This is a genomic window from Indioceanicola profundi, assembly GCF_003568845.1.
Lineage (GTDB): Bacteria > Pseudomonadota > Alphaproteobacteria > Azospirillales > Azospirillaceae > Indioceanicola > Indioceanicola profundi.
Window position 1 is genome coordinate 2,423,609 of record NZ_CP030126.1, and the last position, 23,186, is coordinate 2,446,794.

The 23,186-nt window shown below is 69.2% G+C and carries 28 protein-coding genes; 17 read left to right on the forward strand and 11 right to left on the reverse strand.

Going from position 1 to position 23,186, the window contains the following annotated elements; genetic code table 11:
* Nucleotides 1-51: 51 nt before the first annotated feature.
* Nucleotides 52-1,035 carry a zinc metalloprotease HtpX gene (htpX, locus tag DOL89_RS11565; RefSeq protein WP_119679295.1) on the reverse strand — a complete coding sequence of 328 codons (984 nt, stop codon included), beginning with the start codon at nucleotides 1,033-1,035 and terminating at the stop codon, nucleotides 52-54.
* Nucleotides 1,036-1,152: 117 nt separating this feature from the next.
* Here htpX and DOL89_RS11570 point away from each other — a divergent pair, with 117 nt between their 5' ends.
* The 3 genes from DOL89_RS11570 (at nucleotide 1,153) to DOL89_RS11580 (ending at nucleotide 2,797) form a co-directional block, all read left to right on the forward strand.
* The gene (locus tag DOL89_RS11570) at nucleotides 1,153-1,368 is read left to right on the forward strand and encodes a DUF1674 domain-containing protein (RefSeq protein WP_119679296.1); all 216 of its coding nucleotides are present in this window, start codon (nucleotides 1,153-1,155) and stop codon (nucleotides 1,366-1,368) included.
* A gap of 224 nt (nucleotides 1,369-1,592) precedes the next feature.
* On the forward strand, nucleotides 1,593-2,117 hold the full coding sequence (locus DOL89_RS11575) for a thermonuclease family protein (protein ID WP_225889771.1): 525 nt from the start codon (nucleotides 1,593-1,595) through the stop codon (nucleotides 2,115-2,117).
* A gap of 98 nt (nucleotides 2,118-2,215) precedes the next feature.
* Nucleotides 2,216-2,797, forward strand: coding sequence for a hypothetical protein (locus DOL89_RS11580; RefSeq protein ID WP_162937469.1), 582 nt, complete (start codon nucleotides 2,216-2,218; stop codon nucleotides 2,795-2,797).
* 82 nt (nucleotides 2,798-2,879) lie between these two features.
* On the opposite strand, the gene DOL89_RS11585 is transcribed toward DOL89_RS11580, so the two are convergent.
* Complete coding sequence (locus DOL89_RS11585; protein WP_119679299.1) at nucleotides 2,880-3,485, reverse strand: hypothetical protein; 606 nt, start codon at nucleotides 3,483-3,485, stop codon at nucleotides 2,880-2,882.
* Between the two features lie 165 nt (nucleotides 3,486-3,650).
* A complete protein-coding gene (gene acs, locus DOL89_RS11590; protein WP_119679300.1) occupies nucleotides 3,651-5,591 on the reverse strand; it encodes an acetate--CoA ligase in 1,941 nt (646 codons plus the stop codon).
* A gap of 464 nt (nucleotides 5,592-6,055) precedes the next feature.
* Here acs and DOL89_RS11595 point away from each other — a divergent pair, with 464 nt between their 5' ends.
* On the forward strand, nucleotides 6,056-6,280 hold the full coding sequence (locus tag DOL89_RS11595) for a hypothetical protein (RefSeq protein ID WP_119679301.1): 225 nt from the start codon (nucleotides 6,056-6,058) through the stop codon (nucleotides 6,278-6,280).
* Here DOL89_RS11595 and DOL89_RS11600 read toward each other — a convergent pair.
* The 5 genes from DOL89_RS11600 to DOL89_RS11620 all read right to left on the reverse strand — a co-directional run bounded on the left by DOL89_RS11600 (nucleotide 6,271) and on the right by DOL89_RS11620 (nucleotide 9,290).
* Nucleotides 6,271-6,609, reverse strand: a complete 339-nt coding sequence (locus tag DOL89_RS11600) for a Rieske (2Fe-2S) protein (RefSeq protein WP_119679302.1) — start codon at nucleotides 6,607-6,609, stop codon at nucleotides 6,271-6,273. The two genes, DOL89_RS11595 and DOL89_RS11600, sit on opposite strands and share 10 nt — an antisense overlap.
* Nucleotides 6,610-6,611: 2 nt before the next feature.
* Complete coding sequence (locus DOL89_RS11605) at nucleotides 6,612-7,427, reverse strand: class I SAM-dependent methyltransferase (RefSeq protein WP_119679303.1); 816 nt, start codon at nucleotides 7,425-7,427, stop codon at nucleotides 6,612-6,614.
* 11 nt (nucleotides 7,428-7,438) lie between these two features.
* Entirely contained in the window at nucleotides 7,439-7,852 is a 414-nt protein-coding gene (locus DOL89_RS11610) for an EVE domain-containing protein (protein ID WP_119679304.1), read from the reverse strand.
* 53 nt (nucleotides 7,853-7,905) lie between these two features.
* The gene (locus DOL89_RS11615; RefSeq protein ID WP_119679305.1) at nucleotides 7,906-8,190 is read right to left on the reverse strand and encodes a YciI family protein; all 285 of its coding nucleotides are present in this window, start codon (nucleotides 8,188-8,190) and stop codon (nucleotides 7,906-7,908) included.
* Nucleotides 8,191-8,297: 107 nt separating this feature from the next.
* The gene (locus DOL89_RS11620; RefSeq protein WP_119679306.1) at nucleotides 8,298-9,290 is read right to left on the reverse strand and encodes an NAD(P)H-dependent glycerol-3-phosphate dehydrogenase; all 993 of its coding nucleotides are present in this window, start codon (nucleotides 9,288-9,290) and stop codon (nucleotides 8,298-8,300) included.
* A gap of 126 nt (nucleotides 9,291-9,416) precedes the next feature.
* Here DOL89_RS11620 and relB point away from each other — a divergent pair, with 126 nt between their 5' ends.
* Both relB and DOL89_RS11630 read left to right on the forward strand, forming a co-directional pair.
* Nucleotides 9,417-9,605: a type II toxin-antitoxin system RelB family antitoxin gene (gene relB, locus DOL89_RS11625; protein ID WP_119679307.1), complete on the forward strand. Its 189-nt coding sequence runs from the start codon at nucleotides 9,417-9,419 to the stop codon at nucleotides 9,603-9,605.
* Nucleotides 9,605-9,880, forward strand: coding sequence for a type II toxin-antitoxin system RelE/ParE family toxin (locus DOL89_RS11630; protein WP_119679308.1), 276 nt, complete (start codon nucleotides 9,605-9,607; stop codon nucleotides 9,878-9,880). Before relB ends, DOL89_RS11630 begins: the two co-directional genes overlap by 1 nt.
* 6 nt (nucleotides 9,881-9,886) lie before the next feature.
* Here DOL89_RS11630 and tsaD read toward each other — a convergent pair whose 3' ends face one another.
* The gene (gene tsaD / locus DOL89_RS11635) at nucleotides 9,887-10,960 is read right to left on the reverse strand and encodes a tRNA (adenosine(37)-N6)-threonylcarbamoyltransferase complex transferase subunit TsaD (RefSeq protein WP_119680384.1); all 1,074 of its coding nucleotides are present in this window, start codon (nucleotides 10,958-10,960) and stop codon (nucleotides 9,887-9,889) included.
* Nucleotides 10,961-11,043: 83 nt separating this feature from the next.
* Here tsaD and hemC point away from each other — a divergent pair, with 83 nt between their 5' ends.
* The 8 genes from hemC to DOL89_RS11675 all read left to right on the forward strand — a co-directional run bounded on the left by hemC (nucleotide 11,044) and on the right by DOL89_RS11675 (nucleotide 18,896).
* Nucleotides 11,044-12,009: a hydroxymethylbilane synthase gene (hemC, locus tag DOL89_RS11640; RefSeq protein WP_119680385.1), complete on the forward strand. Its 966-nt coding sequence runs from the start codon at nucleotides 11,044-11,046 to the stop codon at nucleotides 12,007-12,009.
* Nucleotides 12,000-12,731 carry a uroporphyrinogen-III synthase gene (locus DOL89_RS11645; protein ID WP_119679309.1) on the forward strand — a complete coding sequence of 244 codons (732 nt, stop codon included), beginning with the start codon at nucleotides 12,000-12,002 and terminating at the stop codon, nucleotides 12,729-12,731. Before hemC ends, DOL89_RS11645 begins: the two co-directional genes overlap by 10 nt.
* A gap of 80 nt (nucleotides 12,732-12,811) precedes the next feature.
* A complete protein-coding gene (locus DOL89_RS11650) occupies nucleotides 12,812-14,515 on the forward strand; it encodes a mitofilin family membrane protein (protein WP_119679310.1) in 1,704 nt (567 codons plus the stop codon).
* Complete coding sequence (locus DOL89_RS11655; RefSeq protein ID WP_119679311.1) at nucleotides 14,512-15,891, forward strand: heme biosynthesis protein HemY; 1,380 nt, start codon at nucleotides 14,512-14,514, stop codon at nucleotides 15,889-15,891. The genes DOL89_RS11650 and DOL89_RS11655 overlap by 4 nt, the downstream gene beginning before the upstream one ends.
* 578 nt (nucleotides 15,892-16,469) lie before the next feature.
* Nucleotides 16,470-16,961, forward strand: a complete 492-nt coding sequence (locus DOL89_RS25840) for a cobalamin biosynthesis protein (protein ID WP_119679312.1) — start codon at nucleotides 16,470-16,472, stop codon at nucleotides 16,959-16,961.
* Complete coding sequence (locus tag DOL89_RS25845) at nucleotides 16,934-17,461, forward strand: cobalamin biosynthesis protein (RefSeq protein WP_263973570.1); 528 nt, start codon at nucleotides 16,934-16,936, stop codon at nucleotides 17,459-17,461. The genes DOL89_RS25840 and DOL89_RS25845 overlap by 28 nt, the downstream gene beginning before the upstream one ends.
* Before the next feature lie 65 nt (nucleotides 17,462-17,526).
* Entirely contained in the window at nucleotides 17,527-18,429 is a 903-nt protein-coding gene (locus tag DOL89_RS11670; protein ID WP_119679314.1) for an ABC transporter permease, read from the forward strand.
* A 35-nt stretch (nucleotides 18,430-18,464) separates the two neighbouring features.
* Nucleotides 18,465-18,896, forward strand: coding sequence for a hypothetical protein (locus tag DOL89_RS11675; protein ID WP_119679315.1), 432 nt, complete (start codon nucleotides 18,465-18,467; stop codon nucleotides 18,894-18,896).
* Nucleotides 18,897-18,969: 73 nt separating this feature from the next.
* Here DOL89_RS11675 and cobT read toward each other — a convergent pair whose 3' ends face one another.
* Nucleotides 18,970-20,007 (reverse strand): nicotinate-nucleotide--dimethylbenzimidazole phosphoribosyltransferase, encoded by a 1,038-nt coding sequence (cobT, locus tag DOL89_RS11680; RefSeq protein ID WP_119679316.1) that lies wholly within the window; start codon nucleotides 20,005-20,007, stop codon nucleotides 18,970-18,972.
* Between the two features lie 124 nt (nucleotides 20,008-20,131).
* Between cobT and cobS the strand changes: the two genes are divergently transcribed.
* The 3 genes from cobS (at nucleotide 20,132) to DOL89_RS11695 (ending at nucleotide 22,403) form a co-directional block, all read left to right on the forward strand.
* A complete protein-coding gene (gene cobS / locus DOL89_RS11685; RefSeq protein ID WP_119679317.1) occupies nucleotides 20,132-20,941 on the forward strand; it encodes an adenosylcobinamide-GDP ribazoletransferase in 810 nt (269 codons plus the stop codon).
* Nucleotides 20,942-20,944: 3 nt separating this feature from the next.
* Complete coding sequence (locus DOL89_RS11690; RefSeq protein WP_119679318.1) at nucleotides 20,945-21,562, forward strand: histidine phosphatase family protein; 618 nt, start codon at nucleotides 20,945-20,947, stop codon at nucleotides 21,560-21,562.
* A gap of 130 nt (nucleotides 21,563-21,692) precedes the next feature.
* Complete coding sequence (locus DOL89_RS11695) at nucleotides 21,693-22,403, forward strand: lipid-binding SYLF domain-containing protein (protein WP_119679319.1); 711 nt, start codon at nucleotides 21,693-21,695, stop codon at nucleotides 22,401-22,403.
* Nucleotides 22,404-22,438: 35 nt separating this feature from the next.
* On the opposite strand, the gene ftsE is transcribed toward DOL89_RS11695, so the two are convergent.
* On the reverse strand, nucleotides 22,439-23,161 hold the full coding sequence (ftsE, locus tag DOL89_RS11700; RefSeq protein WP_119679320.1) for a cell division ATP-binding protein FtsE: 723 nt from the start codon (nucleotides 23,159-23,161) through the stop codon (nucleotides 22,439-22,441).
* Nucleotides 23,162-23,186 lie beyond the last annotated feature (25 nt).

The window sequence follows — 23,186 nt, forward strand, 5'->3', positions numbered from 1 at the left end:
ACCCCGAAGGGATGCGGCCCCATGCTCCCGCCGGAAAAGTGGCGCGTCAAGTCAGCTCCACGGTCCCCGCGGCTGGCGGGGCGTGCCGCCCGCATCGGGCACGATGCCGGCACTGCGGCGCGGCCGGGCGGTCGGGCTCGCGGCCTGGGTCGGCGGGGCGACGCTGGCGGCACGGCTGTTCCCCATCTCCATCTCCATCGCCAGGGCCTGGAGCCGGCGGATGCGCTCCTCCGTCTTGGGATGGGTGGAGAAGAGGTTGTCCATGTTCCGCCCGTTCAGCGGATTGATGATGAACATGTGGGCGGTGGCGGGGTTGCGCTCCGCCGGGATGTTGACGCTCTGGCGGGCGGCGTTCTGGATGCCGGCCAGGGCATTGGCCAGCCACAGCGGATTGCCGCAGATCTCCGCCCCCAGCCGGTCGGCCTCGTACTCGCGGGAGCGGCTGATGGCCATCTGGACCAGCATGGCGGCCATGGGGGCCAGGATCACCATCAGGATGGCGCCGATGGGACCCAGCGGGTTGTCGCGGTTGTTGCCGCCGCCGAAGAACAGGCCGAACTGGGCCAGCATGGACAGGGCACCGGCCAGCGTGGCCGTCACCGTCATGATCAGCGTGTCATGATGCTTCACATGGGCCAGCTCATGCGCCATGACGCCGGCCACCTCCTCCGGCGACAGGCGCTTCAGCAGGCCGGTGGTGGCGGCCACCGCCGCATTCTCCGGATTGCGGCCGGTGGCGAAGGCGTTGGGCTGCTCATTCTCGATGATGAAGACCTTCGGCATGGGAAGGCCCGCATTGCGGCTGAGCTGCTCGATCATGCCGTGGAACTCCGGCGCGGTGCGGGCGTCCACCTGGCGCGCGCCATACATGCGCAGCACCATCTTGTCGGAATTCCAGTAGGCGAAGACATTGGTGCCGACGGCGAAGAGCAGCGCGATCATCATGCCGCCCTGCCCGCCGATCAGATATCCCACCGCCAGGAAAAGGCCGGTCAGGCCGGCCAGCAGCATGGCGGTACGGAAATAGCCGGACATGGCTTGGACATTCCTTCTGCAAGGGCCCGGAACGGCCCTGACCCGATTGATATGGTTCCCGTCCCGGTCACGCTTCAAGACTTGGCGGCGGCGTCGGGAAGCGCCATATGTTGCGCCATGAGCCAGGACACGACCCCCGCCAACAGCCGAACCGCCGATCCCGTCACCGCCGCCGATGTCGTGCCCGACGCGCCGGCCACGCCCGGTCTCGCGCGGAACGGCGATCCCAAGAGCACGGTGCCCCAGAAGCAGGGTGAAATCGGCGGGCCGCAGGGGCCGGAGCCGACGCGCTTCGGCGACTGGGAAATCGGCGGCCGCTGCAGCGATTTCTGACCTTCCCCACTGGTCGGGCCCTGAACGTCGGCGTCATGCCTACTGCGGGTTGGGCTTGTTCGCCAGCGCTGCCGCATGACGTGCATATAGCCCTAAGATCGGGTTAAAGTCCCCATACTCTTGTAAGAAATTTGGGGTGCTAGGACAGGGTTCTTAGGTTCTACTTTCGTTTCCTCCCTGAAAGGCGTAGGCTGGGCATAGTCCAACCCTGTCCGGTTTCCGCCTTGATCCGTCTGGTTCGCCTCTTCTCCCTGATCGTGCCGGCCGCCCTCATCTCGGGGTGGGTCTCCGCGCCGCGTGCGGCGGAGGTGCTGTCCGGACCCGTGGCGGCGGAGGTGGTGAAGGTTGTCGATGGCGACACGCTGGATGTGCGGGTGCGCATCTGGCTGGACCAGGAAATCCTGACCAAGGTGCGGATGGATGGGATCGACACGCCCGAATCCCGCAGCCGCTGCAAGGCGGAGAAGGAGATGGCCCGCCGTGCCCGCGGCCGGCTGGAAAGCCTGGTCACCGGTGCCAAGGACATCGTGCTGCTGCGCGACATCTCGCACGACAAATATGGCGGCCGCGTGCGCGCCCGCGTCCTGCTGCCGGATGGAACCGATCTCGCGGCGGCCCTGATCGCCGAGGGCCATGCCCGGAAGTATGATGGCGGCAAGCGCAAGCCATGGTGCACCGGCCCTACGGCGGAAGGCACGGACAGCGTCGACAAGCCGGGTGAGCTGCAACTCGGCAAAGCGGCGGACTGATCCCGGACTGGAGTGACATCGGCGGGACAGAGGAACCCCCTGTCGCGCCGCCCGTTGCCCATGGGAGCCCGCCCCCTGCCGCCGCGGAGGCTGAACCCGTGCGTAGAACGACTCCCGTCCTCATGTCCCTTGTCGCCGTGCTGGCCCTGTCCGGCCCGATCCTGTCCGCATCGGCGCAGCAGCCCGCCGCGGATGGCGCGCCCGATCCGGGCTTCCGGGTGGAAATACAGGGCGTCCCCAACGACATGGACGAACAGTCCTTCGCCCAGGCGGTCCTTGCGGCATTGCCGGAGGAGCTGCTGAACCCCGAGCAGAACTTCAGCCGGACGGAAAGCTACGACCGGAATGCCGACTACCGGCTGCTGATGGTTTTCCATGGCGGCGCCGAAGAGCCGCAAATGGCCGGGCTCTGCGCCCGGACCATGAACGGGCAGGCAGCAATACCGGAGGCCCCGCCGGCGGAGTTCCAGGCGCTGACCACCACCACCAAGGTGGCCGCCGCCTTCTGCCGGGATCAGGAGACGCTGAGCACCGCCACCGATCAGATGACCGGGGAAGTGATGCCGGACAAGGCGAGCTTCAGGTTCCTGGTGGGAGATGTGGCGAAGCAGCTTTTCCCCAGCGGCTTCCAGGTCATGCCGGGCACGCCCGCCGCCCTGACCGCCGCCCCGCCGGGCTGAGGCGCGGTATCTTCGCTGCAAAGACGAACGGCCGGGACGCCCCATCGGGCATCCCGGCCGTTTCCGCTCGAGCCCCGACCCGTCAGCGCGGCGCGCTGGCGAGCTTCACGGCCACGTCGTAGACCGCCTCGTCATTGGTCTCAATGGTGTAGTCGCAGGAGCCGAACTTGTTGACCTGCTGCACCGGGATCAGTATCTGCGGCTCCTGCGCGCCCGGGGCGACCACGGCCGTCCAGGCCTGCCGGCAGAATTTCGGCGGCGCCGGACGGGCGGCCTGCTGCTGACGCCCCTGCTCCTCCGGAATGGCGGTGTAGAGCACTTCCCAGAACAGGGTCTTCTCCTGCGGGATGTCGAAGGTGAGGATCGGCTTGATCTCCGGCGCCGGCTCATCCTCCGGCGCGTTCGGCCGGCGGGCTTCCAGGCGGCCGGTGAAGAGCTGCTGCCCATCCATCTGGATCACCACCTGGACCGGGGAGGCGGTGAGATTGGACAAGGTATGGGAAACCACCAGCGAGTTCGGCCCGGAGACGGGGCCCTGCGGAGCTTCCGGCGCGGCCGGCTGGCCTTCCTGCGGCTGTGCTGCCGGCTGGGCCGGCTGGGCGGGTTGCTCCTGAGCGGCCGCCGGAAGGGCCGCAGTCATGATCACGGCAGCCGCCAGCGCAGCCCCACGCACGCGTTCCAACATCATTGCTTCGTTCGTCCCTTCTGAATTGGGGTTCGCCCAAACCTAACGGCTCAACGGGGCGAGGTCGAGATGGGAGAGACGCCGGATCACCGCCGTCCCGCAGGAAATCCAATAAAAAAGGCGGCCGGGTCGCCCCGGCCGCCGCTTCGGTTCGCGCGGGCCGATGCCTCAGCCGCGGTTCATCCGGTTGTCCACCAGTTCCGTCACCACGCCGGGATCGGCCAGGGTGGAGGTGTCGCCCAGGGCCTCATGCTCGTTGGCGGCGATCTTGCGCAGGATGCGGCGCATGATCTTGCCGGACCGGGTCTTGGGCAGGCCGGGGGCGAACTGGATCAGGTCGGGGCTGGCGATCGGACCGATCTCCTTGCGCACCCAGGTCACCAGCTCCTTGCGCAGCTCCTCCGTCGGCTCCTCGCCGGCGTTGAGGGTGACATAGGCGTAGATGCCCTGGCCCTTGAGGTCGTGCGGATAGCCCACCACCGCGGCCTCGGCCACCTTGGGATGGGCGACCAGGGCGCTTTCCACCTCGGCCGTTCCCATGCGGTGGCCGGAAACGTTGATGACGTCGTCCACGCGGCCGGTGATCCAGTAGTAGCCGTCCTTGTCCCGGCGGCAGCCGTCGCCGGTGAAGTACATTCCCTTGAAGGTGCTGAAATAGGTCTGGATGAAGCGCTCATGGTCGCCGAAGACCGTGCGCATCTGGCCGGGCCAGCTGTCGGCGATGCAGAGGTTCCCCTCCGTCTCGCCCTCCAGCCGGTTGCCCTCATTGTCCACCACCACGGGCTTCACGCCGAAGAAGGGCAGCGTGGCGGAGCCGGGCTTGGCGCCGATGGCGCCCGGCAGCGGGGTGATCAGGATGCCGCCCGTCTCCGTCTGCCACCAGGTGTCCACGATCGGGCAGCGCCCGTCGCCTACCACCTGATGGTACCAGAGCCAGGCCTCCGGATTGATCGGCTCGCCGACGCTGCCCAGGATGCGCAGGCTCTTGCGGCTGGTGCTCTTCACCGGCCCCTCCCCCTCGCGCATCAGGGCGCGGATGGCGGTGGGGGCGGTGTAGAAGATGCTGACCTGGTGCTTGTCGATGATCTGCCAGAAGCGGCTGACATCCGGATAGTTCGGCACGCCCTCGAACATCAGCGTGGTGGCGCCGTTCGCCAGCGGGCCGTAGACGATGTAGCTGTGGCCCGTGACCCAGCCCACATCGGCCGTGCACCAGTAGACGTCGCCGTCATGGTAATCGAAGACGTACTGGTGCGTCATGGAGGCGTAGACCAGATAGCCGCCGGTCGTGTGCAGCACGCCCTTGGGCTTCCCGGTGGAGCCGGAGGTGTAGAGGATGAACAGCGGGTCCTCGGCGTTCTGCTCCTCCGGCGGGCAGTCGCTGGAGACCTTGGCGCACTCCTCGTCGTACCAGATGTCGCGGCCGTCCACCCAGTTCACCTGGCCGCCGGTGCGGCGCACGGTGACCACGGTGTGCACGCCGGGGCAGCTCTTCAGCGCCTCGTCGGCGTTCTTCTTCAGCGGGACCTTGCGCCCGCCGCGCAGCCCCTCATCCGCGGTGATCAGGACGTTGCTGTCGCAGTCGACGATGCGGTCCTTGAGGCTGTCGGGGGAGAAGCCGCCGAAGACGATGGAGTGGACGGCGCCGATACGGGCGCAGGCCAGCATCGCATAGGCCGCTTCCGGGATCATCGGCAAGTAGATGGTGACCCGGTCGCCCTTCTTGACGCCGCGCGCCTTCAGCACGTTCGCCAGCCGGCAGACATTCTGGTGCAGCTCGGCATAGGAGATGTGCTTCTGCTCATCCGGGCTGTCGCCTTCCCAGATGATGGCGGTCTGATCGGCGCGGGTCGGCAGGTGCCGGTCGATGCAGTTGTAGGCGACGTTGGTGGTGCCGTCCGCGAACCAGCGGATCTTCACGTCGCCGGTGAAGCTGGTGTCCTTCACCACTGTATAGGGCTTGAACCAGTGGATGCGCCGGCCATGCTCACCCCAGAACCCCTCCGGGTCGGAGATGGAGCGGTCGTACATCTGCTGGTACTTGGCGGCATCGACCCAGGCGGAACCGGCGAGTTCGTCGGGCACCGGGAAATAGGAGGTGTTGCTCATGGATGTGGTTTCCCCCCGCGGTTCGGGTTTGCTGTGAGGACCGCCCGTTCCGGCCGGAACCGGACCGGGCGCCTTCAGCCCATTGATTGGGGCCGATTATTCACCGGCTTGGACGCTCACTCAAGACACTCTGCCGCGTCGATGCGGCGATGAACGTCCCGACGCCGGAATCGCCGGCGGACATTTGGCCGCCCGGGCTTCCCCGAACAGGCGGAAGCCGCGCAAGTCCCGGTGCAACACAATCATAACCATACCGGCGCGTCATGCCCAACCCGGACCAAGGTATGAGGCAAAAGCGAGCAGGCCCAACCGCTTACCCCGTGCAGGCGGGCGTTTCGGGATGCCCTGCCCCGGCACATGTCGCGGATGCGCCGCTTTTCCGGATGTGGTAAAACTTCCGGCAGGCGGGCGGGTCGCCCCTCCGCTTTCGGAGTGGCGGCGCGGTAGGATCAAGGGGAGCGGCGATGGGCGGCGACAGCAGCAATGCCGGTATGGCGGCGGACGGCGCGGGCCGGCTGAGCCAGATCAGCAGCCGTACCAACCAGATGGCCATCGATGCCATTCTTCGCGTGATCCCGCGCGGACCCGACGGCTGGGCGAACGCGGCGCTGGAGGCGCAGGTGGTGGCCCGCCGCATGGCCCAGGTCACGGCGGACTTCGAGGCGACGATTCGCCAGGATCAGGGCTGACCGGCCAGCACCACCGTTCCATCCTCGACCCGGACCGGCACCGCGCGGAGGCTGCGCCCAGTACAAGGGCCGCGCACACAGAATCCGTCATCCACCCGGAACTGCGCGCCATGGGCGGAACATTGCAGGAACTGCCCATCCAGGCTCATGAACCGGTCGGGCGTCCAGTCCAGCGGCAGCCGGGCATGGGGGCATTCATTGCGGTAGCCGAACACCTCCTCGCCCCGGCGCGCCACCAGCAGGCGCACCTGCGACGGCCCCTCCCCGCGGACGAAGCCGCGGGCCTGCCCGTCGGGAATATCGTCAAGCCGGCAGAGCACGGCCTCCACGGCTAGGCCTTCGTGGCCTGGAGGGAGAAGGAGAGGGCCAGCCGCGGCATGCCGTCCGGCAGCCGGTACATGCCCCCGGTTCCCGTCGGGACCATGCAGGGATAGAGCCGGTAGGGCAGTTCCTCATGCTCATTCAGGAAGTCGAGCCGCAGACCCGCTCCGATCAGCGCGTTCAGAATGTCGGAAATCGGGTGGATCCACTCATAGGTCCGGGTGCTCCGGATCGTCTCCGCCGCCCCGGTGTAGCTGGTCTGTTCATCGGTGGCGAGCGGTCGGTCGGCAGGAGTCCGGCGGTCGTAATGGGGCCGGATCACGCCCTCCACCTGCTCGAACGGAAGGATGGAGGGGTGGCTCTCCACCAGATAGAACCGCCCGCCGGGGACCAGCAGGTCCGCCACGACCTGCGCCCAGCGCTTGAGGTCGGGCAACCAGTTGATGGCTCCCCAGGTCACATAGACGATGTCGAATCGCTCCCCGATCAAGGCGGGCGCGTCATAGACGTTCCCTTCCACGAATCGGGCCGGCACGCCCACCTCCGCCGAAAGGGTGCGGGCGGCGGCGATGGCGGCGGGGGAGAAGTCCAGGCCGGTGCAGACCGCTCCCCGCCGGGCCAGGGTCAGCGTGTCCTTGCCGAAATGGCATTGCAGGTGGACCAGCCGCTTGCCCTCGATATCCCCGATTTCCGCCGCCTCGATGGGATGCAGCGTGTCGATGCCGGCCCGGAACTCCGCCAGACGGTAGACGCCGGTGGCGTCCTTCAGGTGGATGGCGACCCGCTCATCCCAGTTGGTGCGGTTCGCCTCGAAGAACGCCTCCATGTCCACCCTCCTTATGCGTCGATGCCCGCCAGCCCGCAGGCGTAGCGCCACTGTTCATCGGAAACCGGACAGACGGACAGGCGGGACTGGCGGATCAACTGCATCTCCGACAGCACCGGGTCCGTCTTCATTTGCTTCAGCGTGACGGGGGTCTTCACCGGGACGACCGGCTTCAGGTCCACCATGCCGAAACGGGCCGATTCGTCGCTGGGGTCCGGGTAGTATTCCTTGACCACCTCCGCCACGCCCACGATCTCCAGCCCCTCGTTGGAATGGTAGAAGAAGGCGCGGTCGCCGATCCGCATGGCCTTGAGATTGTTGGAAGCCTGATAGTTCCGGACGCCGTCCCAATGGGTGCGGCCGTCCTTCACGAACTGATCCCAGGAATATTTGAACGGCTCAGACTTCACCAGCCAGTAGGCCATGACCCGCCTTGTCCTTTTTACTTGGTCGTGCGTGGGGAGGTGGATGCACGCGCTCAGGCGGCGGGGAAGACCTTGCGCCAGGGGCGGATCGTTACGGAAGCGAACAGACCGGCCTTGGCATAGGGGTCCTCGGCAGCGAAGGCCTCGGCATCCGCCTTGCTGTCGAAATTCATGATCAGCAGGCTGCCGATGGGCGTGCTGCCGTCCTCGGCGAAGATCGGGCCGGCCACGACCACTTTGTCGATCCGTGCTTCGATATAGGCCAGATGGGCCGGGCGGGTGGAAAGCCGGATGTCCAGGCTGCCCGGCTTGTCCAGGCACTCGATGATGAAGGCCATTGTCTTCTCCGCCTCTGCTGCGTGAGCGCTAAGTCAGGGCGGCACCCTACCCGAAGGGGTGCGGGCGGGTGAAGGGGCTGCTGCACCGGCCCGGCATGCGGGACGGTTCAGACGCCCTCCACCCGGAAGGGCCGAGCCATCAGGGCCTCGATCACCTGGTCCAGGTCGGCGCCCCGGTTCAGGATGGCGTCCACCCCGGCGCAGATCGGCATGTCGACGCCCTTCGAGGCTGCCAGCTCCACCACGGCGCGGGCGGTGAAGACCCCTTCCGCCACGGAACGCCGCTCCCCCAATATGTCGGCCAACGCCCGTCCCTCGCCCAGCGCATAGCCCAGCGACATGTTGCGCGACTGGAGGGAGGAGCAGGTGAGCGTGAGGTCGCCCAGGCCGGACAGGCCCATCAGCGTCTCCGCCCTGGCGCCCAGCCGCAGGCCGAGCCGCGCGATCTCCGCCAGCCCGCGGGTGATCAGGGCAGCGCGGGCATTGTCGCCCAGCTTCCGCCCCTCCACCATGCCGCAGGCGATGGCCAGCACATTCTTGACCGCCCCGCCCACCTGCGCGCCCACCGGATCGTCGGACAGATAAGGCCGGAAGGTGCGCCCGCCCAGCGCCTCCACCAGCGCGCGGCCCACGGGTTCATCCGCGCAGGCCAGCGTCACCGCGGTGGGCAGGCCCCTCGCCACCTCCGCCGCGAAGGTGGGGCCGGACAGAACGGCCACCGGCGTGCCCGGCAGCTCCGCCGCCACCGCGTCCGTCATCAGGGAGCCGGTGTCCAGCTCGATCCCCTTGGCGCAGATCACGACCGGCACGCCGGGTTTCAGATGCGGCTTCAGCGCGCGGCAGCCGGCGCGCAGATGCTGGGCCGGCGTGACCAGCAGCAGGGCGTCGGCATCGGCGGCCTCCGCCAGCTCGCCGGTGGCCCGGATGGACGGCTCCAGCGGGATGCCGGGCAGGAAAGCGGTGTTCTCGCGGCGGCTGGCGATGCTCTCCACCACCTCCGCCTCGCGCGCCCAGAGGGTGACCTCGCGCCCAGACCGCGCCGCGGCCATGGCCAGCGCCGTTCCCCAAGCCCCCGCCCCGATCACGCCGATCCGCTGCATTTCCCGACCCCTTCCAACTTTCGGACAGGCTTAGCGCGGGCGGCAGGCCGGCGCAATGCGGAGAGGCGGAGCGCTTCGCCGCCGCGGTCTGTTGTGAGGGCAACAGCTCAATGGTAACCTGTCGCCATGGACACCTATTCGCCCATCGAATCGGAATTCCCCTCCGCGCAGGAGGCGGAGGAGTATGACCGCTGGTTCCGTGCGGAAGTCGAGGCTGCGCTGAAAGAGACCGGCCCCCGCGCACCCCATGACCAGGTCATGGCCGAGATGCGGGCCAAGATCGCCGCAGCGAAAGCCCGCCTCGGGCGGACTTGATGCTGCCGATCATCTGGAGTCCGGCGGCACGCCGTAAGCTCGACCAGATCATCGGCTTCATCCTGGAGCGGAATCCGACCGCGGCAGAGGAGTTGCTGGAGCGGCTGGAAACGTCCGTGCTTCCGGCCTCGTCATACCCGTACATTTTCAGGGCGGGCAGGGTTCCCGGCACACGGGAGATCGTGGCGCACCCCAACTATATCGTCGTCTATGCCGTGCGCGCCGACCACATAGAAATCGTCACGGTGCATCACGCCCGCGAAAGATACCCCTGACCCTGTTCAGGCCTTCACCCCCGCGAAGGGCGCCGCCTTGGCTGCCGGATCGAGCGGCCAGCGTGGGCGGGGGGCGAAATCCAGCGGGTCGGTGAGGCCGAGGCGGAAGCGCTCCAGCCCGGCCCAGGCGATCATCGCCGCATTGTCGGTGCAGAGCTGCAGAGGCGGTGCGACGAAATCGAAGCGGCGGGCCGCGCACAGCTCCGCCAGCCGGGCGCGCAGCACCTTGTTGGCGGCGACGCCGCCGGCCACCACCAGGGCCCGTCCCTCCGGATGTTCCGCCCGGAACAGCTTCATGGCGCGGTTGCAGCGGTCCACAAGGCTGTCGCCCACGGCGCGGTGGAAGCTGGCGGCGAGGTCGGCCACATCCGCATCGGTCATAGCCTTGCCCAGCAGCTCCGCATGGCGGCGCACGGCGGTCTTGAGGCCGCTGAAGCTGAAGTCGCAGCCCGGCTTGCCCTTCATGGGCACCGGCAGTTCGAACCGGCCGGGATCGGTGGCGCGGCCCGCCGCCTGCTCCATCCGCGGCCCGCCGGGATAGCCGAGCCCCAGCAGCTTGGCGGACTTGTCGAACGCCTCCCCCACCGCATCGTCGATGGTGGTTCCCAAGCGCCGGTAGCGCCCCACACCCTCCACCGCCAGCAACTGGCAGTGCCCGCCGCTGACCAGCAGCAGCAGGTAGGGGAACGCCACCCCGTCCGTCAGGCGGGCAGTGAGCGCGTGGCCTTCCAGATGGTTGACGGCGATGAAGGGCTTGCCCGTCACGGCGGCCATGGCCTTGGCCGTCATCACCCCCACCATGACCCCGCCGATCAGGCCCGGACCGGCGGTGGCGGCGATGGCGTCGATATCTTCCAGCCCCGTCCCGGCCTCCTCCAGCGCGCGGCGGACAAGGCCGTCCAGATGCTGGAGATGGGCGCGCGCCGCGATTTCCGGCACGACGCCGCCATAGGGCGCGTGGTCATCGAGCTGGCTCAACACCACATTGGACAGAACGGTGCCGCTGGCGGCGCTTCCGGTGGCTTCCACCACGGCCGCCGCCGTCTCATCGCAACTGGTTTCGATGCCGAGTACCTTCATGATGGCGCGGAAGCTAGTGAAGCGGCAGGCTCGCGACAAGCGGCCGCTTCCCAACGCAGCCATTCGGCGATATGCAGACAGTCATGACGAACGCCCTTCTCCGCATCGGGACGCGCGGCAGCCCGCTGGCGCTGGCGCAGGCCCATGAAACCCGCGACCGGCTGGCGAAGGCCTGGCCGGAGCTGGCCGCCCCCGACGCCATTGCGATCGTGGTAATCCAGACCACCGGCGACCGCATCCAGGACCGCACGCTCCAGGAAGCCGGCGGCAAGGGCCTGTTCACCAAGGAGATCGAGGACGCGCTGCAGGACGGCCGCATCGATCTGGCCGTCCACTCCATGAAGGATGTGCCAACCTGGCTGCCCACCGGCCTGCAGCTCACCGCCATGCTGCCGCGCGAGGATGTGCGGGATGCCTGGTTCAGCCTGACCGCCAAGACCATGGACGACCTGCCGCCGGGCGCCGTGGTGGGCACGGCATCGCTGCGCCGTCAGGCCCAGGTGCTCGCCCGGCGGCCGGACCTGCGCGTGGTGCCCATCCGCGGCAATGTTCAGACCCGCCTGCGCAAGCTGGAGGAGGGGCAGGTGGACGCCACGCTGCTGGCCGTGGCCGGCATGCGCCGCCTGCACACGGCCGACCGCATCACCAGCATCATCGAGCCGGAAATCATGCTGCCCGCCGTGGCCCAGGGGGCCATCGGCATCGAATCCCGCGCCGACGACACCCGGACCAACAGGTATCTCGCCGCCCTGAACTGTGCCGAGACCTTCACCCGCGTCACCGCGGAGCGCGGCGTGTTGACGGCGCTGGACGGGTCCTGCCGCACCCCCATCGCCGCACTCGCCACCCTGAACGGGGACAGGCTGTCGCTGGAGGCTCTCGTGATCCGCGGCGACGGCAGCCAATGGTTCCGCACCAGCCGCACCGGTGATCCAGCCGACGCGGCGGAGATGGGCGATGATGCCGGCCGGGAGCTGAAGAGTCTGCTGCCGCCGGACTTCTTCGGCCCGCCGGGTACGCCGGGGTTCCGCCCGCCGGAATGGTCCTGAGGCCGGCCGCCGCTATGGCGGGCGTCCTGGTCACACGGCCGGAGGCCGATGCGGCGGAACTGGCGGAAGCGCTACGCCGGCGCGGACACACCCCCCTCATCGAACCGCTGCTGGATATCCGGTTCACCGGGACGGAGCCGCTGGACCTGACCGGCGTGCAGGCGCTGGTCTTCACCAGCGCCAACGGCGTACGTGCTGCAGCGGGCCGGACACACATACGCGACCTGCCGGTCCATGCCGTGGGCCGCAAGACAGCGGACGCCGCGCGGCAGGCAGGCTTCGTCCATGTCACCGCCGCGGCGGGAGACGGGCAGGCCCTGGCTGCCGATCTAACCCGCATGATCGACCCGGCGAAGGGCCGGCTGCTGCATGTCGGCGGGGCGGCGGTGGCTGTGGATATCGGCGCACTGCTGCGCCCGCATGGCATCAATCTTACCCGCGTCGTCGGGTACGAGGCGGTTGCGGCGGGTACCCTATCCGCCGCCTCGCTGGATGCGCTGGATCAAGGCCTGATCGGGTACGCCATGTTTTTCTCTCCCCGGACGGCGCGTACGTTTGCTAGCCTTCTGACGTCCCATGGCCGGCAGGCGGCATGTGCAAGGATCACTGCGCTTTGCCTCAGCGCCGCGGTCGCCGCAGGATTGGACGGGTTGCGCTTTCAGGAGGTCCGCACGGCCGACCGCATGGAGGCGGAAGCGATGCTGGAGCTGCTGCCCGGCTGAAGCGTACGCGGGATGGACACGTACGGCCGGCATTGGATCGGCCGGGAAGAACCGGATAACCGGAACCGGAGGGAGCATCGATGGCCAACCCGCACAGCCCCGGCATGGGAGAAGAAGCCGCCCGCGCTACAGAAGCGCTGGTGGAGAAGTTCGGCGGCATCCGGCCCATGGCGGGCAAGCTGGGCATTCCCGTGACCACGGTGCAGGGCTGGAAGAAGCGCGGCCATGTGCCCGGGAACCGCCGCGCCGACATCATGGCCGCCGCAGCCTCGCACGACATCTCCCTGACGCAGGAAGAGTTGGACCGCGCCATCAGCCTTCTGCCGGAGGAGGCGGAAGGCGGCGAAACCCCGCCCCCGCCGCACCCGGAGCCGCGGATCATCGATGTGGAGCCGGAGCAGATCGCCCCATCCCCTGCCCCGGACCCGGTCGCTCCCACGCCCCCGCCGAAGATGCCCAGCCGTCCGGCGACCGCCGTGCCGGACCCGGATGCGGACCCGAAGCAGGACGGCCCCGCCGAAACACCGCCGCCGCCCCACGCCCCACCACCGGAGCCGCCGGCCCGCGATACTGCCCAGCGGACCAGCCGCATCGGGGCCGCGGCCTTCGTGGTGGCATTGGTGGGGCTGGGCACCGGCGTGTTCGGGCTGATGCGGCATGGCGACCTGCCGGGGCTGGGCCGGACCGCCGAAGCGCCCGCCTGGGCTGCGGAGCTGGAGGCCACGCGGGCACAGGTGGCGGCACTTTCCGGCGATCTGGAGCAGGCGCGGGCGGAGATCGGCCGGCTTCAGCAACAGGCCGCGGACGCCCCGCCTCCGACAGAAATTCCGGCCCCTGTCGCCGCATTGCCGGAGCAGGTCAGCGCCCTGTCCCGCGAACTGGAGTCGTTGCGGGGTGTGGTCCAGGCCCTTCCCGCCACCCCGACGGAGGGCAATGCGTCCGATCCCGCCGCCCTGGACGCCCTGCGCCAAGATGTGGAGCGGCTGGCCGGCGAGGTGCAGTCACTGGCAAGCCGGCCCGCCCCGTCCGGCGGCGAACCGGTGGATCTGTCGCCGGTCGTCCAGGCGGTGAACGACCTTGGTAGCCGTGTCTCCGCCCTGGAGAGCGCGCCGCCCCCGCCCGCGGAAGGCGGCGGGGCGGACCCGGCCCGTGTCGCGGCGCTGGAATCGGCGCTGGGCGACCTCGGCTCCCGGCTGGAGCGGTTGGAGAACCGGGTGTCCAGCCTGCCGACGGCCTTTGCCGGCGGTGCGGAGGGGGAAGCGCTGCTGGTCGCGGCCAACCAGTTGCAGGCCGCCCTGAATGCGGGCCGGCCCTACGGGGCGGAGCTGCGGGCCGTGCAGGCGCTGGCCGCCGGGGTGCCGCAGCTTGAACCGGCGCTGGCCGATCTGGCCCCGCGGGCGGAGCAGGGCCTGCCCACGGCCACCGCGCTCCGCACCCGCTTCGACGGTTTGGCGACGGAGATCATCCAGGCCGAACGGCTGCGCACAGATGCGAGCTGGATGGACCAGACGCTGGGCCGCATGTCCTCCCTGGTGACCGTGCGCCGCGCCTCCGGCGAGGTGGCGGGGGACTCGGTGCAGGCGGTGGTGTCGCGGGCCGAGGCCGCCCTGGATACCGGCGATCTGGCCCATGCGGTGCAGGAGCTGTCCACCCTGTCCGGCCCTGCGGCCGAGGCTGCCGCGCCCTGGCTGACCGACGCCCGTACCCGCGTCGCGGCGGAACGAGCTGCCAGGGCCGCAGGCGAGTTCGCGGTGGCGCGGCTGAGCGGGAGTGCCGGGCAATGAAGCGCGCCATCCTGCTTTTCCTGAAGATCGCCATCCTGGTGGCGGCGGCGGTCTGGCTGGCCGATCGGCCGGGACAGGTGGAGATCGAGTGGCAGGGCTATCTGATCCAGACCAGCACCGGCGTCCTGGCCGTGGCGGTGCTGGTGCTGGTGGTCGGTGCGGCGCTGATCTACCGGCTATGGCGCGCCCTGGTGAGCAGCCCCCGCGCCTTCGGCCGCTATCGCCAGCAGGCCAAGCGGGAACGCGGCTACAAGGCGCTGACCCAAGGCATGGTGGCCGTGGCCGCTGGCGATGCGGAGGCGGCAGCGCGTTATGCCCGCAAGGCGGACGTGCTTCTGAACGAGCCGCCGCTGACCCTGCTGCTGTCGGCCCAGGCCGCGCAGTTGCAGGGCGATGACCAAGCCGCCCGCAAGTACTTCCAGGCCATGCTGGAACGGCCGGAGACGGAGTTCCTGGGCCTGCGCGGCCTTCTGACCCAGGCGCTGCGCGCCGGGAACCGACCGGAGGCGCTGGAGCTGGCCCGCCGCGCCCAGAAGCTTCAGCCCAAGAGCCAGTGGCCGGCCACCGCCCTGGTGGAGTTGGAGGCGCAGAGCGGCCATTGGCGAGAGGCGGAGATCGCCCTGCAGAAGGCCGCCCGCATCAAGGCGCTGCCGCCCGAACGGGCCAAGCGCGACCGCGCCGCCCTGCTGGTGGAGGAGAGCCGGCAGGCCGCCGGCGCCGGGCAGGCGGAGCAATCCATGATCCTGGCCCAGAAGGCGCACGATCTCTGCCCCGGCTTTGTGCCAGCCGCGGTGCAGCTCGCCCGCGCGAAGATTGCCGTGGGCAAGCCGAAGCCGGCCGCGAAGGTGCTGGAAACCTGCTGGCGCATCGCCCCCCATCCCGACCTTGCGGCAGCCTGGGGAGACACGGCGGAAAGCGCCGATCCGTTGGTGCGGGTGAAGCGGTATGAGGAGTTGGTGGCGCTGAATCCAAAGGCGGCGGACGGCCATATTGCCCTGGCGGAGGCCAGCATGCGCGCCCGCCTGTGGGGACAGGCCCGCAACCATTTGCATCAGGCTCGCACGATTGCGCCCAGCGCCCGCATCTACCGCCTGCTGGCGGAAGCGGAGCGGCTGGAGCATGGCGACGGCCCGCAGGTGCGGGAATATCTGTCCAAGCTGGCCGGGGCCGAACCGGACCCCGCCTGGGTCTGCGGCTCCTGCGGCACCATCGCCGCGGCCTGGGGTGCTGTGTGCGGCCATTGCGGCGGCTTCGACACGCTGGATTGGCGGCAGCCCGGCCCCGCTTTGCGGCTGGCCGCACCGGAAGCAGCCCCCATCCCTGTAAGCGCCCCGGCTTCCGCCCCCCTGCCCGCCGCGGCTCCGGCGGCTACATAGCCGGGTACGGGCGTGACGGAGAAAAGCCTGCTTTTTGAGGGATAGAAAAGGTGGAGCGGTGCGGTGGGCTCCAGTCGCGGAGATCATCTCGGCTGACTGCGCCTGCGGCGCGGCGGCGTAGCCGCTTATTATTCTGATGAGGTCGGCGCGCTACCGGGAACCGGCAGGCCCATCATTTTCATCCTGTTCATCTTATTCATCTTTCTAGATGTCACCGGCCCAGCCATTTGACGCCTTCCGCGCGGGCTCCGACAGCCGATTTGATATCTGGAAAGGATGAATAGGATAAATAGGATGGCACGCCAATCCGGCGGAGCCAATCTTGCAGCACCAGCCTGCATCGGCAGATGAGGTGCTCTCCGTCATCCCATCCATCCTATTCATCCTTTCCCATACCCGAACCAACCCTCCCCACGGGGAGGACGGCGTTGAATGGTTCAGATGGCTGTCGGCCACGCATCGCGCGACCGACCTACGTTTCTGCTGGAAAACAGTGACCGACGCGGGCGTCCGCCTTGGCAACCATGCCATTGACCGCCTAGGGTTGCCCGGCCTGTTCCAACCTGAACCGCCATTCCATGCTTCTTCCCTTTCCCGGTGCGGCGGAGTCGCTGCTCGTCCTTCTGATGGCGCTGCTGCTGGATGCCTGCATCGGCGATATCCGCTGGCTGAACCGGTTGTTCCCGCGGCCGGTGGAGCTGCTGGCGCGGCTTGCGGAGTGGTTCGACCGCAGGCTGAACCGGATCGAGCGTACGGATTCGACGCGCCGCGCCCGCGGAACCCTGACCGTGATGCTGCTGGCCGCCGGGGCTGTAGCCGCGGGGCTGCTGCTGGCCTTCGCGACGCGCCAGACGCCCGGCGGCTGGATGGTGGAGATGGTGCTGGCCGCGCGCTGCCTGGATGTGCGGCGACCCTGGGCCGGCATGCGGCAAGTCGGGGCGGCGCTTGAGCGCGGCGGGGTGGAGGCCGGGCGGCTGGCCGTGGCCCCCTCACCGACCGGCAGGCCTGGAGCCTGGATTTCCACGGCGTCATCCGGGCGGCGGTGGAGAGCGGGGCGCGCGGCCTGCTGACGGGGCTGGTGGCCCCTGTCCTGTTCCATGCCGCACTGGGGCCGCCGGGACTGCTGCTCTGGGTTACGGCGCTCGCCATGCGCGACAGCATCGGCCATACCGGCCTGCCCCGGTTCCAGCAGTTCGGGCGAGCGGCCGCGGCGCTCTTCCACCTCCTGGCAATCGTGCCGGCCTGGATCGCCGCCGGCGTGATCGCGCTCTCATCCCTGTTCGTGCCGAACGGCCGGGCCGGCCGCGCGCTGGCTACCGCCGCGAAGGACGCGCGCTGCCATCCGCTGGGGGCGGAGGCCTGGACCGTGGCCGCCCTGGCCGGCGCGCTGGACCTTGCCCTCTCCGGCCCCAGGCGGGAGGGGGAGATCGTGGTGCAGCAGCCCTGGCTGGGCGAAGGCCGCGCCCGCGCCATGGTCAAGGACCTCCGCCCCGCCATCTCCCTCTATGCCGTGGCGGGGGTCATCACGTCGGGATTGGTGCTGGCGGCCATGCTTGCCGCACTGCAGTAATCCTGGCGAGGGGAAGAGGGTTCCCTCCCTTGCCCATACAGCCGATCCGGTCTAAGTGACCGGACATGCCTCCTGATCATTCCCCGCCGAAGCCCGCGCCCGATGCCGCCGTACGGCGTGGTCCGGCTCCGCCCCCGCCGGAGGCTTTCGCCTATCAGCGCCCGCCTCTGCGCGCCTCCTCCGCCCGCCGGATCGGGGCTATCGTGCTGCGGCACTGGTACCTGATCCGCGCCTCCTGGCCGCGCATCCTGGAGCTGGCCTACTGGCCCACGGTGCAGTTGCTGATCTGGGGACTGCTGTCGCAGTTCCTGGTGGGCAATTCGAGCTGGGTGGCCCAGGCCGCCGGCGTGCTGCTGGGGGCCGTGCTGCTGTGGGAGGTGCTGGTCCGCACCAAGATATCCATGACCATCTCCTTCCTGGAGGAGCTGTGGAGCCGGAACCTGGGCAACCTGTTCGTCAGCCCCATGCGGGCCTGGGAGTGGGTGGCCGCCCTGATGGCCGTGGGCGTGATCCGGGCGGCCATCGGCCTGTCCATGCCCATCCTGCTCGCCATCCCGCTGTTCGGCTTCAACCTGTTCTCCCTAGGACTGCCGCTGATCGCCTTCTTCGCCATGCTGATGCTGACGGGGGTGACGGTGGGGCTGCTGACCTCCGGCATGATCCTGCGCCACGGGCTGGGGGCGGAGGGGCTGGCCTGGATGGCGGTGTTCGTGCTGGCCCCCTTCAGCGCCGTCTACTGGCCGGTGGAGGGCCTTCCGGGCTGGCTGGCCGCCATCTGCCTTGCCCTGCCCACCACCCATGTGTTCGAAGGGATGCGCGGCGTGCTATTCGGGCACGGCTTCTCCTGGAGCCATTTCGGGTGGGCCGTGCTGCTGAATCTTCTCTATATCGTGCTTGCCGGCCTATATTTCCTGCGGGCCTTCCAGAACGCGCGGACGCGCGGCGCGCTGCTCCAGACCGGGGAATAATACAGCGCCGGAAAGGCCAGGGAGGATGGACGCAGATGGCCGCGCTGCTGAAGTTCGCTGTGCAGAAGCCCAAGGGCTCCAAATGGGAGACCCTGGCCCTGGTGGATGATCCCAAGACAGGCCGGCGGGAGTTCCATGACGCCGTGGGGCGTTTCGGCTCCGGCTATGTCCGGCTGATCCAGGTGGAGTTCAGAAGTCCGGACGCCCTGTCGGACTATGACTGGCGTCTGATCGACCTTCACGACCCGTTCCAGGGCAAGGGTCCCCGGCCGAACCTCCGGGTGATCTCCTCATCTACCGGCAAGGCGGCCCGCAAGACCCTGCGGGCGCCGCCAAGACCGGTCGGAAGACCCGTCAGGCCTGTGCAGGCGGATGAGAAGGTCCCCGTTCCTGTCACCACCTACATCGCCGCGTTCCTGTTCGGGGCGCTGGCGCTGGTCATCTGGGGCGTGTGGTTCCAGGTGTGACAGGGCGGCATCGGCCGTCGTCGGACCGCGGGTCATAGGCCGGATCGGCGCAGCGCCCGACCCGGCCTGCGCCTCAATGCATCTGCCCGCCGCCCTTCCCGCTGACACCGGCCTCGGCGAAGGTGGACATGCCGGTATGGCAGGCAAGCGCCATCCTGATCAGCGGGATGGTGAGCGCCGCCCCCGATGCCTCGCCTAGCCGCATGTCCAGATCCAGCAGCGGGCGCTTGCCGATCACCTCCAGCAGGCGGGCATGGCCCGGCTCCCGGCTGCGATGCGCGACCATGCAGTGGTCCAGCGCCTTGGGATCGGCCTTGTGCAGCACGGCCGCCGCAGCCGTGCAGGCATAGCCGTCCAGCACCACCGGCACGCGGGCCAGCCGGGCGGCGACAATGGCGCCGACGATGGCCGCGAACTCCTGCCCGCCGAGGCAGCGCAACGCCTCGAACGGGTCCGTCAGAGCGCCCGGGTTGGCGGCGAGGCCGGCCTCAACCGTCTCGATCTTGCGCTTCAGGCCGGCGGGGTCGACGCCGGTGCCAGGTCCGACCCACTGCGCCGCCTCCCCCCCGAACAGCGCCATGCAGAGTGCGGCCGCGGCGGAGGTGTTGCCGATCCCCATCTCACCCAGGCAGAGCAGGTGCAGACCCGGCTCCAGCGCCATCATACCGTAGGCGCAGGCATGGGCGCAGGCCTCGTCGCTCATGGCCGGGCCTTGGGTGAAATCCTCCGTCGGCCGCTCCACAGCCATCTCATAGACCCTGAGATCGGCGTCGGCCGCCTTGGCGAGCTGGTTGATGGCGGCCCGGTTGTCGATGAAGGCCTGCACCATCTGCCCCGTCACCTCCGGCGGATATGCCGAGACGCCGCGCCGGGCGATGCCATGGGCGCCGGCGAAGATGGCGATGCGGGGGTGGGTCAGTTCCGGCGGGGTGCGCCCCTGCCAAGCGGCCATCCAGGCGCTGATCTCCTCCAGCCTTCCCAGCGATCCCGGCGGCTTCAGCAGGTTCACCTCGCGCTGGGTGGCGGCCGTCATGGCCTCCAGGTCCGGGCCGGGGAGTTCCGGGATGATGCGGCGGACCTCGTCCAGGCTGGCGGTGGTGTCTGCGGGCATGGCGGGCTGTCCCTGATGATGCTGCGCGTAAGGTGGTTGCCTCGCCGGACAGCGGCAAGCGGCTCCCTCCTTTTCGCAGGGAACGGCGCTGGCGGTCCGGCCGCCTCTCCCGTATACCGTTGGAATGAGCGATGCAACCGGGCCGCGGCGCGCCTCTCCCCTGATGGAATTCACCGCAGCGGTCATCTTCCTGACCCGCATTCCCATTCCCTGGCGCGGAAACTGGCCGGCGGACCTGGCGGAGCGCGCCTTCGCCTGGTTTCCCCTTGTCGGCGGGCTGATCGGCGCCGCTGGCGGCGTGGCCTACTGGGCATTCTCCAGCGCCGGCCTGCCGCCTTGGTTGTCCGCCGCCTGCACGGTGGCCGCCCTGGTCTGGCTGACCGGCGCCCTGCATGAGGATGGTCTGGCCGATGTGGCCGACGGGATGGGCGGCGGCCGCGACCGGGAGCAGAAGCTGTCCATCATGAAGGACAGCCGCATCGGCACCTATGGCGCGGCGGCCCTGATCCTGTCCTTTGCCATGCGCATCGGCGCGCTGGCCGCCATTGCCGAGCCGCGGGCCGTGGCCCTGGCCCTGATCGGCGCGCATGCCTTCTCCCGCGGCCTGCTGCCGGCCTTGAAGGCGGTCCTGCCGGATGCGCGCCCCACCGGCGCCAGCGCGTCCCAGGGCCGCCCCAACCATGCCCGCGCCCTGGTGGCAGCCGTGATCGGCATCAGTCTGGCGGCAACCGCTCTCGGCAAGCTGGACCCGATGGGCGGCGGGGCGGGACTGCTCATACTGGCGGTGTCGGCCGCATCCGCATCGCCGCTGATCGCCATGGCGCGGCGGCAACTCGGCGGCATCACCGGCGATGTGCTCGGCGCGTCGCAGCAGGTGTCGGAACTGGCCTTCCTGCTGGCCCTGGTCGGCGCGCTGTCCCACGCGGGGCTGTAGCCTGTGGGCGGCCCGGCGGTCACGCGCTGGTGGTGGGTCCGCCACGCGCCGGTCATCGCAACGCCGGGCACCATCGCCGGCCGGCTGGATCTGCCGGCCGACCTGTCCGACGAAGCCGCATTCTACGCCCTGGCAGCACGCCTGCCCGCCGCCGCCGTCTGGCTGGCCACGCCTCTGTCCCGCACCCGGGACACCGCCCGCAGGCTCCAGGCCGCGATGGGCGGGGTCGGGCCGGTGGAGGCGGTGCCGGGCCTGCTGGAACAGGATTTCGGGGCGTGGCAGGGCCGCACCCATGGGGAACTGGCCGATGATCCGGCCGTGGCCGGGTTCTGGCGCGATCCCGCCTTGAACGCACCGCCGGGCGGGGAGAGCTTCGCCGATCTGGCCCGCCGCAGCGCAGAGGCGATCCGTATCCTGACCAGCCGCCATGCCGGCCGCGACATCGTCATGGTGGGCCATGCCGGCCCGATCCGCGCCGCCATCGGCCTCGCGCTGGACCTTACCCCCACCCGCATGTTGGCGCTGGGCGTGGACTGCCTGCATCTGACGCGGCTGGACCATATCGCGGACGGGGGCGATGGCTTCTGGCGCGTCGGGCAGGTCAACGCCCCGCCCTGCTGAAAGGCCCTGCCGGTCGCCCAATCCTTGCCACGAATTCGGGGCAGCATCTTCGAGCCAGTGGGCCGGCCCCGGACGTTTTGCTAGGGTCGCCCGCTGATAAGACCATGTCTCAGGTTCAGGGAGCAGTCATATGAGGAAGTTCGGCCTGAAGCGCGGCCTGGCGCTGATGATGCTGGGCCTCGGCATCGCCACGGGAGCCACGGTCGCCGGTCCCGCCCGCCCGGCCTATGCGCAGGGCGTATCGGAGCTGGAAATCCTGGTGGAGCGGGCGCGGGTCACGGCCATGTCGCTGCTGAACGACCCGCAATACGCAAATCTGGTTTCGCTGATGAAGCGGGCGCGGGCCGTGCTGATCCTGCCGAACGTGATCCAGGCCGGCTTCTTCCTGGGCGGCGGCGGCGGCACCGGCGTGCTGGTCGCCCGCGGTGACGACGGCAACTGGTCCGGCCCCGCCTTCTACACCATGGCGGAGGCCAGCTTCGGCCTGCAGTTCGGCGGGCAGGCCAGCCAGATGATGATCGTGATCATGACCCAGAAGGGCCTGGACGCGGTGATCGACCGGAAGTTCAAGCTGGGCGCCGACGCCAATGTCGCGATCGGGGAGATCGGCACCGCGGTCGGCGCCGCCTATGGCGTCGGACTGTCGGCGGACATGTATGTCTATGCCAAGAGCAGCGGCCTGTTCGGCGGCGCCGCGGTCGAGGGCTCCGTCGTCGCCCCGCGGCAGGAGTGGAATGACACCTTCTACGGCCAGAAGACCACCCCGCGCGGCATCCTGGTCGACCGCCAGTTCTACCGGCCGGAGGCGCAGGCCCTGGCGTCGGTCCTGACGGTTCAGTGATCTATCCCTCTCTCCTCGGAGAGAGGGCATCCATTCTATTCGAAGCCCAGCGGCGCGGCGTTCCCTTCCGGCGGGCGCCCCTTGGCGGGGTCGAGCCACCAGCTCGCCTCCGCCAGCTTGCCCTCGAAGATTTCCAGCACCGGCTTCTGGAGCCTGTCCACCAGATACATGTCGTGGGTCGCCACGATGCAGGTGGTGCCGAGTTTGTTCAGCTCGATGAACAGCCGCATGATGCGCATGGACATCTCACGGTCGATATTGCCGGTAGGCTCGTCCGCGATGATTAGCTTCGGGCTGGTGATGACGGCGCGGGCGATGGCGACGAGCTGCTTCTGACCGCCCGAAAGCGTCGGCGGCAGCGCCTGCATCCGGTCGCCCAGCCCGACCCAGCCGATCAGGTCCGTCACCCCCTCCTGCACCTTCTTCTCGCTGTAGCCCGCGATGCGCAACGGCAGGGCCACGTTGTCGAAGACGGTGAGATGGTCCAGCAGGCGGAAATCCTGGAAGACGACGCCAATGCGCCGGCGCAGCTCCGCCAGCCTGGGACGCGGCGTCTTGCTCAGCGGCTGGTCGAACAGGGTGATCAGTCCGCGGCTCGGCCGCTCCGACAGATAGAGCAGCTTCAGCAGGCTGGACTTGCCGGCCCCGGTGGGGCCGGTCAGGAAGTGGAAGGAGCCGGGCGCCAGCTCGAAACTGATGTCGCGCAGCACCTCCGGACCATTGCCGTATCTGAGACCGACATTCTCGAAACGGACCACGGGAAAGGCGCCTCTTGTGACGTGT

Coding starts and splice junctions, on each gene's coding strand:
- htpX (WP_119679295.1), bottom strand. CDS start 1,035: ATGTCCGGCTATTTCCGTACCGCCATGCTGCTGGCCGGCCTGACCGGC.
- DOL89_RS11570 (WP_119679296.1), top strand. CDS start 1,153: ATGAGCCAGGACACGACCCCCGCCAACAGCCGAACCGCCGATCCCGTC.
- DOL89_RS11585 (WP_119679299.1), bottom strand. CDS start 3,485: ATGATGTTGGAACGCGTGCGTGGGGCTGCGCTGGCGGCTGCCGTGATC.
- acs (WP_119679300.1), bottom strand. CDS start 5,591: ATGAGCAACACCTCCTATTTCCCGGTGCCCGACGAACTCGCCGGTTCC.
- DOL89_RS11595 (WP_119679301.1), top strand. CDS start 6,056: ATGGGCGGCGACAGCAGCAATGCCGGTATGGCGGCGGACGGCGCGGGC.
- DOL89_RS11605 (WP_119679303.1), bottom strand. CDS start 7,427: ATGGAGGCGTTCTTCGAGGCGAACCGCACCAACTGGGATGAGCGGGTC.
- DOL89_RS11610 (WP_119679304.1), bottom strand. CDS start 7,852: ATGGCCTACTGGCTGGTGAAGTCTGAGCCGTTCAAATATTCCTGGGAT.
- DOL89_RS11615 (WP_119679305.1), bottom strand. CDS start 8,190: ATGGCCTTCATCATCGAGTGCCTGGACAAGCCGGGCAGCCTGGACATC.
- DOL89_RS11620 (WP_119679306.1), bottom strand. CDS start 9,290: ATGCAGCGGATCGGCGTGATCGGGGCGGGGGCTTGGGGAACGGCGCTG.
- relB (WP_119679307.1), top strand. CDS start 9,417: ATGGACACCTATTCGCCCATCGAATCGGAATTCCCCTCCGCGCAGGAG.
- DOL89_RS11630 (WP_119679308.1), top strand. CDS start 9,605: ATGCTGCCGATCATCTGGAGTCCGGCGGCACGCCGTAAGCTCGACCAG.
- tsaD (WP_119680384.1), bottom strand. CDS start 10,960: ATGAAGGTACTCGGCATCGAAACCAGTTGCGATGAGACGGCGGCGGCC.
- hemC (WP_119680385.1), top strand. CDS start 11,044: ATGACGAACGCCCTTCTCCGCATCGGGACGCGCGGCAGCCCGCTGGCG.
- DOL89_RS11645 (WP_119679309.1), top strand. CDS start 12,000: ATGGTCCTGAGGCCGGCCGCCGCTATGGCGGGCGTCCTGGTCACACGG.
- DOL89_RS11650 (WP_119679310.1), top strand. CDS start 12,812: ATGGCCAACCCGCACAGCCCCGGCATGGGAGAAGAAGCCGCCCGCGCT.
- DOL89_RS11655 (WP_119679311.1), top strand. CDS start 14,512: ATGAAGCGCGCCATCCTGCTTTTCCTGAAGATCGCCATCCTGGTGGCG.
- DOL89_RS25840 (WP_119679312.1), top strand. CDS start 16,470: ATGCTTCTTCCCTTTCCCGGTGCGGCGGAGTCGCTGCTCGTCCTTCTG.
- DOL89_RS11670 (WP_119679314.1), top strand. CDS start 17,527: ATGCCTCCTGATCATTCCCCGCCGAAGCCCGCGCCCGATGCCGCCGTA.
- DOL89_RS11675 (WP_119679315.1), top strand. CDS start 18,465: ATGGCCGCGCTGCTGAAGTTCGCTGTGCAGAAGCCCAAGGGCTCCAAA.
- cobT (WP_119679316.1), bottom strand. CDS start 20,007: ATGCCCGCAGACACCACCGCCAGCCTGGACGAGGTCCGCCGCATCATC.
- cobS (WP_119679317.1), top strand. CDS start 20,132: ATGAGCGATGCAACCGGGCCGCGGCGCGCCTCTCCCCTGATGGAATTC.
- DOL89_RS11695 (WP_119679319.1), top strand. CDS start 21,693: ATGAGGAAGTTCGGCCTGAAGCGCGGCCTGGCGCTGATGATGCTGGGC.